This is a genomic window from Paenibacillus polysaccharolyticus, assembly GCF_900102085.1.
Taxonomy (GTDB): domain Bacteria; phylum Bacillota; class Bacilli; order Paenibacillales; family Paenibacillaceae; genus Paenibacillus; species Paenibacillus polysaccharolyticus.
In genome coordinates this window covers 271433-283669 of sequence record NZ_FMVM01000006.1, presented here as the reverse complement: position 1 = coordinate 283669, position 12237 = coordinate 271433, and the positions used below count along the sequence as shown (strand labels likewise).

Below are 12237 nucleotides of genomic sequence, written 5' to 3'. Positions count from 1 at the left end.
AAGCCGAGGTGAGTCCACGTGAGTCGTTATACAGCCACAGCGACATATCCATGGAAAAATGAACTTGAAAGGTATCGCACATTAGCAGCTGAAGCTGGCTCTGCACCGGCAGATGGCTGGAGCAGGGAGCGTAAGCTGGCACTCGTGAAACAAATTGTGTGCGCTTACACGAAATATCAGGATAGTAACGGTGCAATTATCGATCCGTATTCAGGCATAGAACGGTACTACTCCACCCCGGCCTACGCTATGGCAGCTGCAGTACTAGTGGATGCAGGGCACATGGAGCTGCTGGATTCTGCATCGGCAGCTCTGTCCCATAGCATTGATGCGGTGGTAAGCGGCAGTGCGCCGGACAATCATCCGGATTTTTTTCCTGTACTGATGATGCGGGCATACATGTTGCTAAGGTCTCATCGACCTGATCAGGCCTCTATCTGGGCCGAGGCACTTCGGACGATTGATCCCGAGAACGATTATGTATTTACGATGAGTAAGATGAATAATGCCAATCGCATGATTAACTGGAATGCCATTATGATCTCTGGTGAATATCTGCGATGGAGCGAACATCTTGCGAGTGAGGATACAACGTGGATGGATCGTTATCTGGAAGCATACCATCTGCCACGTTTTACTCCGCTCGGTCTGTATCAGGACGGTCCGCTGGATCGGCCGAATTGTCCGTTTTCCTATGATATCGCTACCCGCTATCATCTTGAAGTGATGCTTGATGGAGGTTATGAAGGGGCAGTCGCAGATGCATTACGAGAGAAGCTGAATCATGGTGCGTTCAGCTCACTGCTGATGTTGTCTCCGCTGGGAGAAATACCGCCGCGTGGTCGCAGCTCCCAGCACCAATGGAATGAAGCGGCGGCGGCATATGTTTGCTCGGTACACGCCAAGCTGGCGATGCAGGCTGGGGATTCGGTGATGGCCGGGGCGTTTGCACGAGCGGCAAATCGTTGTTTTGAAGCCGTAGAGCGCTGGCTGATGCCGGATGGACGTTTGAAAATTGTACGCAACGAATATGCGCCGGAGAAACGTCACGGCTACGAAGTATACACCAACCACACCTGTTACAATCTGTGGACGGCAGCCGCGCTTGCACATGCCTGTCTTCGTGATTTAGATGAGGAGATTGTGCATTCCTATCTCCCCTCCGAGATTGGAAGCAGAGTACTTCAGACGGACGGCTGGTTCGAAACCCTGCTGGCCTCTGTGCCAGGTCAGCAGTTGGTTTTGCACACTGCGCTGAATGACCCGTATACGATTCCGGGGCTGGTACGAGTGCAACAGGCAGGTCTGCCGGGATTAATAGGCCCGTCCGCAGCCAGTCACATACAGGCAGGATTTACGGAATTTGCTGAAGGTGTTGTGCAGCCTCTGAGTTATTGCCCCGCTTGGAAGACAGCGGATGGGGTGTGGCATAGTCTGGCTGAGGGCATACCATCGGGTAGTAAGTATGACCGTGATGCGGGAATTGATCCGGCACACGGTGGCGGTTCAATCATATTTAAGATGGCGACCCGGATGGGTGAGATTTCGGCAGATCATAAGCTACAAGAAACCGTGTCAGCAGTTGGTTCAAATATTGTGAAGAGCACTGCTGAGAAAGCCATGTTGAATACAACGGAGAATGATTTTGAAATTACCTGGACGGGGCCTTTACCTGGGATGCGCTCTATCATTACCCGTTATGTGCAACGAGCAGATGAACTGGTGGTGACTTATATATTTGAGGGTGAGATGGAGGCGGTGGGAGCTGTGATTCCACTGATGTTTAGCGATGGTCGGGAGCAGGCTGTGATTACCTATACGGAGCGCAGTGTGCGCACAACGTACCTGGGAGCATACGTTGAATCGACAATTCAAGATGCCAAAGCGGTAATTCAGCTGAATCCACAGGAAGTGGCTTCACGCAACGGGCTGCTCAAGCAAGCGCGGATGGAAGTTTACGATGCACAGCAACTGACATTCACTATTCGATTGGGACGCGATCTCACATAGGAACAGGAGGACATGATCATGAATACCTCAACATCCGCAACATGGCTGGAGGAAGCATGGCAGCAAGGGGTTCACAAGACGATTCGAAATGCGAAACGAATCCAGGATACCTTTCCTCATATTTCACCGCAGGGTGTGTACGACAAAAATGCTCCGGAATGGTGGACAGCCGGTTTCTGGCCCGGACTGTTGTGGCTGGTGTACCGGGATGATCCGCAGCATGAATCGGCGGCGGATCTGCGGCATATCGCCGCTAGCTGTGAGCGACAGCTCGAAGATTGTCTGCGTGATCCAGACCTGGTGGATCACGATCTGGGTTTCATCTGGCTGCTTAGTGGCGTAGCCAGCTATCGCCAGATGGGAAGCGAGGATGGGCGCCGCCGCGGCATGCTTGCCGCGAATCTGCTCGCTGCCCGCTTTCACGTGCGCGGTGAGTTCATCCGCGCATGGAACTTCGGCTCGTCGATGATGGACACGCGCGGCGTTGCCATCATCGACAGCATGATGAACCTGCCGCTGCTCTACTGGGCATCCGAGCAGAGCGGCGATCCTCGCTTCCGATGGCTGGCGGAAGCGCATGCGGACACCGTGGCGCGCGAATTCGTCCGCGCAGACGGGTCCATCTGCCACGTGGTGGAGTTTGATCCACACACGGGGCAGAAGCTGCGGGAGCATGGCGGCCAAGGCCATGCTCCCGGGTCCGCCTGGGCGCGGGGTACCGCCTGGGCGTTGCACGGGTTTGCGCTGTCTTTCCGGTATACGGGCGAAGCCCGATATCTGGAGACAGCGGAGCGGGCGGCCGATTTCTTCCTCGCCATGCTTGGCGAAGACATCGTGCCGGTGTGGGATTTTCGCGCGCCTGCCGAGCATCAGGCGGCGTGGGACTCGTCCGCTGCGGCGATTGCCGCGAGCGGTCTGCTTGAGCTCGCGAAGCTGTCGCCACGCGGGCAAATCTACGCCGCCGCGGGAGAGCGCATCGTCCGCGGCTTGTACGAGCGCTACAGCCCTGCTGAATCTGTAGCGGAAGAAGGGCTGATAATGCAGGGAACGGTACATTACCCGGAAGGCCGGGGAATCAATGTGCCGATTATTTACGGCGATTACTTCTATATGGAAGCGCTGGCGAAGTTGCGTGGAAACGAGGGGTTATTTTAACGGAAAATGCTGAAGAAAGCCGATTTTCCAAATTTCGTTCCAAACAAGGAAGTTTCCCGCAGGCGTGCCGGGGCACGTCAAGGGGAAGTGACATAGCAGGGGGCGAAAAAGGGGTAAAAGATGCAATTCAGTAGGTTTCAAGATACGCCTAGCCAACCGCCCTGCATAGGGCGGTTATTTATGTTGTTTCTCTGCTGTATCTTCAGGAAGTGAACTTACTTCGCTGGCGAACGTCTCAGAATGACAAAGTCGGCAGAGGATTGCTCGGGATATCGCTGGCGTATGATCTCATGCACTTTGAATTCGGGATAATCGAATAGATAGTGGAACAGATTGCGATCCTGGATGGTTTTCACGCCGGATTCCCCTTGCTCCTTCAGCCTTGTATAGAGCACCACCCATTGAGATGAAGTGTGGAGAACATCGCGTAAGGTAGCCCGAAAATCCGTTTCATCTGTAATATGATACAGCACATCCAGGCACACGGTCAGATCAGCTTGGAGAAAACCGCGATTGACCCACAGGCCCGGTGTATACACCATGAAGCTTTTGGTAGGATCGCTGGCATATAGCGAAGCGCATTGTTTTATAGACGAGGATGCCACATCCATGCCCAGATATTCACCATAGTTCATATATTTCAACTGGTTTCCATCTCCGCAGCCGAATTCGATGACCCGATGAATACCTTCGCGCCGGATTAACGCATTGACCACCTCCGCTTTGAATTCCGCCAGCACGCCATATGAACCCCTGCCCGACGTTTTACCTGAAGAATAAGTCTGCTCCCAATAATGGATGTAATCGAATGACTGATTCACACCGATTTCCCCCGATACTGAAAAATGATGTTGCATAAGATGGTAAGCCTTATATTCAGGTTATGCGCAGCGGGAGTAGATGAGACTATAGTATGATTTTCCATATAATTACCTGAAAATTTCCTGAAAGTCTAAACATCTGGAAAGTTCTTGCCGACATTAATTAGAGTAGGAAAAAATTGACGATTAATCGGAGGGAAATGATGTTTAAGCCAAGATTGACCAAGTACATGGTGATGATGCTGGTGTTGATACTGAGTATTTCCAACGTAGGCTTGGCCGCTGCGGCAGAGAAAGAACTGTCCAAAATTGTGGTTTCCAAAAATGAAATGTCGCTCGAAGTCGGCGATTCCGGATCGGTTACCGTAACGGGGGTATATTCGGATAATACCTCGGCAAACGTTACGATCAGTTCATCCTGGACGAGCAGTGATGCTTCGGTAGCCTCTGCATATAATGGTTCAATAACAGCCAAAAAAGAAGGTACAGCCACAGTTACAGTGGCGTATCAAGGGCAAAGTCAATCTATTCAAATCAAAGTGACCAAGAAAGTCAAAGCCCTTTCCAAAAATGTGCAAGATCTTGATCTCCGTACAGGGGTTACCAAGGATATTTTGCTGACTGCAACGTATAGCGATAATACAACGAATGAGCAGGCGGCCAGCAGTGCTGAATGGTCAACAAGTAATGAGAAAGTGGCAACAGTGGTTAACGGTAAAGTGACGGGTCAGAGTGCCGGCACAGCGTTGATTACAGCGAAGCTGGGCAGTCAGAGCGTAACCATAGATGTTAACGTGGAAGTGGTTAAACGTGTGGATGTGGACAAAAGCCAGATCAGTCTACTTCTGAAACAGAAGGAAAGTGTCACATTAACAGCGACCTATCCAGATGGAACTTCCAAAGATGTAACCGATCTGGCAGAGTGGACGTCAAGCAACGAAAAGGTTGCAGATGTACTGAAAGGCAACATTACAGGTTATTCGGCAGGTTCTGCCACAATTACAGGTAAATATGGTACCAAGTCGGTATCCGTAGATGTGGATGTAGATCTGACGAGCAAGCTGAGCGTAGCGAAACAGAGCATCTTCTTCCGCTTGAGTGATACGAATAAAACGGCCAATGTCGCAGTTACAGCTTCATATCCAAACAGTAGTGATGTGAATGTAACGGATCAGGCAACGTGGACATCCAGCAATGAGAAGGTGGCTACGGTGTTCAAAGGCCAAATTACAGCAATAAGTGCGGGATCAACAACGATTAAGGCTGCATACAGTGGCAAAACGGTAGAGATCGCTGTCGATGTAGATACGGCGAGATATCTGGATATCAAAGATGTTACCGACAAACTTGCCATGAGCGTGACTGGTGATAACAAAAAGAAAAACCTGACAGCGAACGCTGAATACATCGATGCAAGCAAGGAAGATGTAACGTCCAAAGCGACGTGGACATCCAGCAATGCAGATATTGTATATGTATCGGGTGGTGAACTGATTGCATACAAATCGGGTACAGCTACCATTACCGCAGCATATGGCGGCAAAACGGTGAAATTCACAGTAAACGTAGACGTGCCTGACAAGTATGAGATGGATAAAAAGAAAGCAACCGTTGCTGTTGGCGGAACCACTGCTGCCAAAGTGCTTGCCGTATACGGTGAAACTTCCAAGGATGTATCTGACGATGCAACGTGGAGCAGTAGCAGCGAGAAAATCGCTGAGGTAGACAGCAAAGGGGTTATTACGGGTGTAGCGACAGGCAAAGCAACGATTACTGCTAAAATCGAAGGGAAAACGTTGACACTGCCTGTAGAAGTAGGAATGGCGAGCGGGCTGGAAGCGGATATGAACTTTGTCGTGCTGTCTGCAAAAGAAACTCAAGCCATTATCCTTACAGGCACGGATGGGGACGGTAATACGAAAGACGTCACAGCCGATGCAACTTGGAAATCAAGCAATGCTCGTGTAGCTGATGTGAAAAAAGGTGTAATCACAGGTAATAGCAGTGGTAAAGCGAACATCACAGCTGAATACGGCTCACAGAAAATCACAATTCAGGTTGAAGTCGATGTCATTTCACGGATTGAAGCATCTGAACCAGCTCTTTCGCTGAAATCCGGTGAAACCGTGGATTTGAAGTTGACTGCTACCTTGAGTGATGGCAGTGAGCGGGATGTTACAGACAAAGCAGAGTGGAAATCAAACAGTTACAAAGTGGCTCAAGTGACCAAAGGCAAAGTGAAGGCACTGAGCTCAGGTAAAGCAAGAATAACTGCGAAGTATGGTAGCAAAACGATTACGATTGCGCTGGATGTAGATACATTGAAATATTTACAGACGGATAAAGTCACGTTAACGATGAAAGTTGGCGATAAAGCAACCGTAGTCGCCACCGCAACATATTTGGATGGAAGTGAAGCGAATGTGTCCAAACCAGCACTTTGGACTTCCTCCCGCATTGCAACGGCTTCCGTAAAAGATGGGATTATTCAAGCGAATGGTAAAGGTAAAGCGACCATTACCATCTCCTATGCAGGTGTAAAAACAAAGGTCAACGTTGTGGTTGAGGAAAAGTAAGGTCGGAATACGGATCGGAAATAGTAAATGTCAAAAAGGTGATATCAGCATTCAAGCTGATATCACCTTTTTGAGTACCATATAGAGTTGAAAAACATACATTTTCCCGAATTCATAATTTAGATTAGCGATCTAATAGCGATCTAATCTGGTCACATCGTATGTGACAGTACCAAAGCACCATAGGCAAAAGCAATAAGAATAAGAATTGCCGGGTGCAGCTTGGTTTTGGTCATGACCCAGAGGGAGATGCCTGCAATAATCAGCGTCTGCCAGATGCCGATGGAGTCCGTGGATACTTGGCCGAATTCCCAAGTGAGTAGAATCATGAGCACAGCGATCACCGGTTGAACAAGCAGAGTCATGCCTTTTACCTTAGGTGAAGTCCGGTGTTTGTTCAACAAACGAAGTAATAGAATAAGTGCAACTGCTGACGGTACAATGGTAGCGAAGCTGGCAATTAATGCACCAAACCAGCCTGCGACGTGATATCCGACAAATGCAGCAATTTTCGTGGCAATCGGGCCTGGGAGCGCATTACCGATTGCCAGTACATCACCGAACTGCTCGGTTGTCATCCAGTGGTAATGATTCACAATCTCTTCCTGCATCAATGGAATGGAAGCGGGGCCGCCTCCATATCCGAGGATGTTCGCTACGAAAAATCCCCAAAATAATTCCCACCATGTCTGAAGCATCCTACGATACCTCCTTGTCGGAGTTACCTTTGGATTTTATACGCTGTACCAGCCCGAAATGGAAGAAACCATAGACCAGGAACACCGTAATCACCAGTCCCGGATGAATATTGAGTAACTGTAATGCTGCAAAGGCAATCACACCGAATAAAATAGCAAACCACTTACCCAAGCCTTTCCAGGCTTTCATCGCAAATTCATAGGCCATCATACCAAGCATCACAAAAATGACAGGCCGCACCGCTGCTACCATACCCGCTACAATCTTGGATTCACGCAGTGCGTACATCGAACCGAGTAGAGCAATAATCGCGATGCTTGTCGGCAAAATATGAGCGAGTACGGACACAATAGCGCCTAGAACACCCTTTGTTTTATAGCCAAGATAAGCAGCCATTTTGGTTGCGATAGGTCCGGGCAAGGCGTTGGCAATCGCCAGAATCTCGCCGAATTCATCGTCGCTGACCCACTTGTACCGGGTGACGGCTTCATAACGGATTAGCGGGATAACCGAGGGGCCACCGCCATATCCCAAAATTCCGGTTCGTACCATGCCGACCACGAGACCGTTGTAATCTTTCCAACTCATGCTGATATCCTCCTAGAGTCTCATGCCCATGCGGCTTTTATATCGTTTTAAGAGCAGTTGTGATTCCACTTTGACGATGCCAGGCATCTTGTAGAGTTTCTCCAGTATAAACTGCTCCATCTCTTCCATATCTGCAAAAATACCGTGCATATGCAGGGTACTTGGGCCTGTCATATGATAGAGACTGGTCACTGCTGGCTCATCATCCAGCATCTCTGCAACTTCATCCAGGAAGCGCGGTTCCACATCGACATTAAAAAAGGCGGAGACCTGTAGCCCCACCTTGCCTGGGTTAATGACAACGGTGAAACGTTCAATGATTCCTTTTTCCGATAATGCATTGATGCGAGCTTGAACGGCTACGCGGGATAATCCGATCTGTGTACCCAGGTCTGTATAGGAAATCCGGCTGTTCTCATGGAGCGCGGCGATGATTTTGCGATCCATCTCGTCCAGATTGTACATTTGCGGAATTTCTCCACCTTTGGAGGAACGTTTGTGAGACATGTTTGAATCACCCTTTTCGTTTTCATATGTTGCATGATGTGTATCCGAATTTAAAGAGTAATTGAATGTACGCTTAATACATGCAGCATTCATAGTTTAATGACGAAACGTAACTAACGTCAACTGATTTTAGGGGGATTGTTAAAAATATTTAAGGGAGCACCTTCATTTTGTCGTATCTGTGAAAGAAAAAGACTGCTCGCTTTATGCGGGCAGTCAGTACATCCTTGTTAGGACAAGTTACTTCATGAGTTTGTATCAGCAAGGATGCTTCTCTCAGGAGATTAAGAGTTGTTGCTAGTTTTAAGATGTTTATTTGGATGGTGATGAATCACCCATTATGAGTTCACTGTCTTAGGCAGTAGTAGCGTAACCGTAGTTCCTTCGCCGGGTTCTGATGATACACGTAACGTGCCGCCTGCTCCCCGTGCACGTTCCTCCATGCTGAATAACCCAACACCATTCCCGGCAGTAGCGTCGTTAAATCCGGTACCTTGGTCTTCAATAACGACAAGCGTGAGCTCTTCCGTATCTTCTACGGTCACTTGTGCCTCGGCAACGTCGGCATATTTGGCTACATTGGTTAAGGCTTCCTGGATGATGCGATAGATGGCGATCTCTCGGTTCATCGGGAGCCGCTTGCGCAGATTGCATTCGAGAGTAACTTCGATGCCGTAATGGCGGTTATAGTTCTCGATATAGGTTCGAATCGCAGGAACGACACCCAGATCATCCAGCACAGACGGCCGCAGTTCCCAAGCCATACCGCGAACATCTTCCATAATGCCGGTAACCTGTTTTCGTAGTGCTTCAACGCCCGGGTTAGCTTGATCTGCCAGCAGACGATCCATCTGAATTACGAGAGAGAACAGGCTTTGTCCAATCCCGTCATGAAGGTCACGAGAAATACGCCGCCGTTCTTCTTCCTGAATGTTCATGACTTGCGACATCATCTGTTGCAGCTCAGCCTCGACTTGTTTCAGCTTGGTCACCTCACTGCGCACAGCTAAATACTGATATGGCTCACCGTCGTTATCGAGGAAAGGAACAATTGTGGTATTTACCCAGTAATAACTGCCGTCTTTTGCACGATTCCGAATCTCGCCATTCCACACCTTGCCAGCAGAAATGGTATCCCATAACGTCTTCATAAAGGTTTTACCGTGGTACCCCGAGTTAATAATCCGGTGATCCTGACCAATGAGCTCCTCGCGGCTATATTGTGAAATTTCGCAAAATTTATCGTTCACGTATTGGATTTTACCCAAACGATTCGTCAGCGCTACGATCGAGGATTCGTCGAGTGCAAACTTCAAATCACCAAGTTGATGCAGCGAACCTTTCAGTTTGCTTCGGAATTCATTGTCCGAAATGTGATTGTCAATTTCGCTGAGTAGGTGCTGAACAGGTTGGTCGGCTAATCCGCTGAGTCTGTTTTTGCGTGGCTTACTCAAAGTTCAACAACCCCTTTTTCATCGCAAACTTCACCAGTTCCGGTCTGGTGCGCAGGCCAAGCTTTTCCATCAGATTGCTTTTGTGGGATTCCACCGTTTTGACACTGATGACCAGATGCTCGGCAATTTCCTTATTCGCGTATCCTTTGGCAATCCAGGACAAGATCTCTTTTTCCCGATCCGAGAGTGTATCGTATGGCCCGGCATTTTCCTGTTTGGCTTTGTCCAGATACTCGCTCATTAACCGTTTGGTTGCACTTGGATAGAGGTAGGCGCTTCCATCGGCTACAGAACGAATGGCAGCCAGCAATTCCTCGTGGGGCGCGCTTTTGAGGATATACCCGGAAGCTCCCGCGTGGATTGCGCGGAACAGGTATTCCTCGTCATCATGCATCGTAAGAATTAAAATCGATACATCCGGCATTAGCTTTTTTAACTCCGCCGTAGCGGTCAATCCATCCTTGCCCGGAGGCATGCTGAAATCCATCAGAACTACATCGGGTTTCAGCTCCTGTGCTTTGGCAATGGCCTCGTCGCCATCGGCTGCATCGCCAACAATATGTATATCGTTCTTTCCTTCCAGCAGGGCGATTAGCCCCGAGCGTACAACCACATGGTCGTCCACAACTAACAGTCGAATCACATTCATTTCCCCCTGTCCGATTCCATCATCTATATCCATCATACCAAAAAAAGAGGCTTTTCAGAGGGGAATCTCCGAAAAGTCTCTTATTCAGTGTGTTCTGCTTCCATATTCTGCTCATGCATATTGTTCCAATTGTCTGGCAGCTTGCTCGGTTTGTACAATTATCTCGGGGGAAAACGTGCAAGGGGTTCTGCTTCCCACCAGCAATACACCGTTGGGCAGATTCCCTTCTCTGAACATGGGCACGGCTATCGCACAAACGAGTCGTTCAGCAAGCATAAGCGGGCAACGGTCCGGGATATATTCTCCACGGGACTGCTCATCCAGCATAACCGTGCGTCCGGTTCGTAGCGCCGTGCCTACCAGATCTTGTCCAGGGCGCATAGCCATGCGTTTGACACGTTCATTGGTTGCCCCGAAGGTATACTTCCAGCGCAACATTGATCCAGACACACAAGCCATTCCGCAAAAATCGCCGGTGGTGTTCTGACACAGGCCGCTCATCATCTCCTGAACGGCAGATGAGACTTCATCATGCATGAGGGACACTTCCTTTTTTCGAATCATATGATGATCTGTTCTTCACTCGTTACGTTTCTTTCATTATTGTGGTCGTTCATCGTTGTCACAACATATGGGTAACCTTGAACTCAAGGCTCGTTGGATGGGAGAATCAGTCTACAATCGGGATATTCCGATGTTAGTTCTATTGTAGACTGTTTTGTCAGCCTTGTAATTCAGGGAATACCCCTATTTCACTTCTGGAAACTGCTGAACGTGGGCAGTGGATCACTCCGAGAAGCATAAGAATGAAAAAAACAGCTGGCCCATCAGCCAACTGTCTCGTTTGAATGTGTATTCTGGAATGAGTATATCTAGGAAGGCTCTCCTGTAGATCAGAAATGTACACGTATCTTTCTTCTACATTATAAATGTGCTCAGTAATGCCGGCCATACTGCGATCTTCTCACGGCAAGAGGGACATGTTGTTTTGCCTGCCAGATAGGGCAGATGCGCGGACAGTGTCTGTTCTCCGATCCTTGCTGTCCGTTCTGCTAGAATTCCTGTCTCCTCATCTGTCCATACAGAAGCGGGAATGATAGCATGAGCTTCCTGATCAGGTTGAAAAACAGGATCTTGTTCGTAGGCTTTCAGAGGCACAGCATGATGTTCATCAGGCCATATGTACACTTCATTTGCGCAAGCTGGGCACTCAGCCACATACTCATCCCCGTCCGAAAATGTCATCAGCATATTCGCGACGATATAGGATTCGCGGAATGCGGCATCCGCAATAAGGACGTAACGTTTCTCCGTGTCATCTGTGGATAGCTCAGCAACATCGGTCAGCACTTGTTCTGTCAGTGATCTGAGCTGGTCAATGGATTTTATATATTCAATATACATCTGCGTGCAGACACTACTGCCCACCTCATCAGCCAGCTCAGTCCAGGATGGCGGATATGGCATTTGGTGCTGCTCATCACGGCTTGCTTCAATAATACCGCAGTTGATAAACAGTTCCTTGCGCACTGCTGTATCGGAAGTCGTACATGCCAGACGAGCTAGGAATGGCATGGCGGCGTAGGTAGCCGTATAGATTGTATTTTGATGAAACAGATATTCCTGAAACAGTTCGTCAAAGACCTCTTGGCTGAATTGCTGCTGCAATTGTTGCAATAGGTGGGGCACATCTTCTGCTGACCCATAGGGGCCTGATAGTTTTGCCCAAAGATCATGATCTAACGATAACATATGTATTCCTCCTGTTCCGGAGATGC

At 48.9% G+C, this 12237-nt stretch carries 11 protein-coding genes; 3 read left to right on the top strand and 8 right to left on the bottom strand.

Annotated elements, in window-relative coordinates; all coding sequences use genetic code 11:
* Window positions 1-18: 18 nt before the first annotated feature.
* Together BLQ13_RS10655 and BLQ13_RS10650 are read left to right on the top strand one after the other, a co-directional pair.
* Window positions 19-2010 (top strand): glycosyl hydrolase, encoded by a 1992-nt coding sequence (locus tag BLQ13_RS10655; protein ID WP_090918953.1) that lies wholly within the window; start codon window positions 19-21, stop codon window positions 2008-2010.
* Window positions 2011-2028: 18 nt separating this feature from the next.
* Window positions 2029-3165 carry a glycoside hydrolase family 88 protein gene (locus tag BLQ13_RS10650; protein WP_090918951.1) on the top strand — a complete coding sequence of 379 codons (1137 nt, stop codon included), beginning with the start codon at window positions 2029-2031 and terminating at the stop codon, window positions 3163-3165.
* 215 nt (window positions 3166-3380) lie between these two features.
* Here the strand turns inward: BLQ13_RS10650 and BLQ13_RS10645 are convergent, their stop codons facing one another.
* Window positions 3381-3986: a methyltransferase domain-containing protein gene (locus BLQ13_RS10645; RefSeq protein WP_208606773.1), complete on the bottom strand. Its 606-nt coding sequence runs from the start codon at window positions 3984-3986 to the stop codon at window positions 3381-3383.
* 200 nt (window positions 3987-4186) lie between these two features.
* Here BLQ13_RS10645 and BLQ13_RS10640 point away from each other — a divergent pair, with 200 nt between their 5' ends.
* Window positions 4187-6562, top strand: coding sequence for an Ig-like domain-containing protein (locus BLQ13_RS10640; protein WP_244159280.1), 2376 nt, complete (start codon window positions 4187-4189; stop codon window positions 6560-6562).
* 152 nt (window positions 6563-6714) lie between these two features.
* Here BLQ13_RS10640 and BLQ13_RS10635 read toward each other — a convergent pair whose 3' ends face one another.
* From BLQ13_RS10635 to BLQ13_RS10605, 7 genes are all read right to left on the bottom strand, one after another.
* Window positions 6715-7260 (bottom strand): chromate efflux transporter ChrA, encoded by a 546-nt coding sequence (locus BLQ13_RS10635; protein ID WP_090918944.1) that lies wholly within the window; start codon window positions 7258-7260, stop codon window positions 6715-6717.
* A 1-nt stretch (window position 7261) separates the two neighbouring features.
* Window positions 7262-7849: a chromate efflux transporter ChrB gene (locus tag BLQ13_RS10630; protein WP_090918942.1), complete on the bottom strand. Its 588-nt coding sequence runs from the start codon at window positions 7847-7849 to the stop codon at window positions 7262-7264.
* Between the two features lie 12 nt (window positions 7850-7861).
* Window positions 7862-8356 (bottom strand): chromate efflux transcriptional regulator ChrS, encoded by a 495-nt coding sequence (locus BLQ13_RS10625; RefSeq protein WP_090918940.1) that lies wholly within the window; start codon window positions 8354-8356, stop codon window positions 7862-7864.
* A gap of 338 nt (window positions 8357-8694) precedes the next feature.
* Window positions 8695-9810 (bottom strand): sensor histidine kinase, encoded by a 1116-nt coding sequence (locus BLQ13_RS10620; protein ID WP_090918938.1) that lies wholly within the window; start codon window positions 9808-9810, stop codon window positions 8695-8697.
* Window positions 9803-10453 carry a response regulator gene (locus BLQ13_RS10615; protein WP_090919046.1) on the bottom strand — a complete coding sequence of 217 codons (651 nt, stop codon included), beginning with the start codon at window positions 10451-10453 and terminating at the stop codon, window positions 9803-9805. The genes BLQ13_RS10620 and BLQ13_RS10615 overlap by 8 nt, the downstream gene beginning before the upstream one ends.
* Before the next feature lie 117 nt (window positions 10454-10570).
* The gene (locus BLQ13_RS10610; protein WP_167375707.1) at window positions 10571-10996 is read right to left on the bottom strand and encodes a GAF domain-containing protein; all 426 of its coding nucleotides are present in this window, start codon (window positions 10994-10996) and stop codon (window positions 10571-10573) included.
* Between the two features lie 381 nt (window positions 10997-11377).
* Window positions 11378-12211 (bottom strand): hypothetical protein, encoded by an 834-nt coding sequence (locus BLQ13_RS10605; protein ID WP_090918933.1) that lies wholly within the window; start codon window positions 12209-12211, stop codon window positions 11378-11380.
* Between the last annotated feature and the right edge of the window lie 26 nt (window positions 12212-12237).

What these genes read in the sequence shown, in the direction of transcription:
- BLQ13_RS10640 (WP_244159280.1), top strand. Translation starts at nt 4,187, where the DNA reads ATGATGTTTAAGCCAAGATTGACCAAGTACATGGTGATGATGCTGGTG.
- BLQ13_RS10635 (WP_090918944.1), bottom strand. Translation starts at nt 7,260, where the DNA reads ATGCTTCAGACATGGTGGGAATTATTTTGGGGATTTTTCGTAGCGAAC.
- BLQ13_RS10625 (WP_090918940.1), bottom strand. Translation starts at nt 8,356, where the DNA reads ATGTCTCACAAACGTTCCTCCAAAGGTGGAGAAATTCCGCAAATGTAC.
- BLQ13_RS10605 (WP_090918933.1), bottom strand. Translation starts at nt 12,211, where the DNA reads ATGTTATCGTTAGATCATGATCTTTGGGCAAAACTATCAGGCCCCTAT.
- BLQ13_RS10610 (WP_167375707.1), bottom strand. Translation starts at nt 10,996, where the DNA reads ATGCATGATGAAGTCTCATCTGCCGTTCAGGAGATGATGAGCGGCCTG.
- BLQ13_RS10630 (WP_090918942.1), bottom strand. Translation starts at nt 7,849, where the DNA reads ATGAGTTGGAAAGATTACAACGGTCTCGTGGTCGGCATGGTACGAACC.
- BLQ13_RS10650 (WP_090918951.1), top strand. Translation starts at nt 2,029, where the DNA reads ATGAATACCTCAACATCCGCAACATGGCTGGAGGAAGCATGGCAGCAA.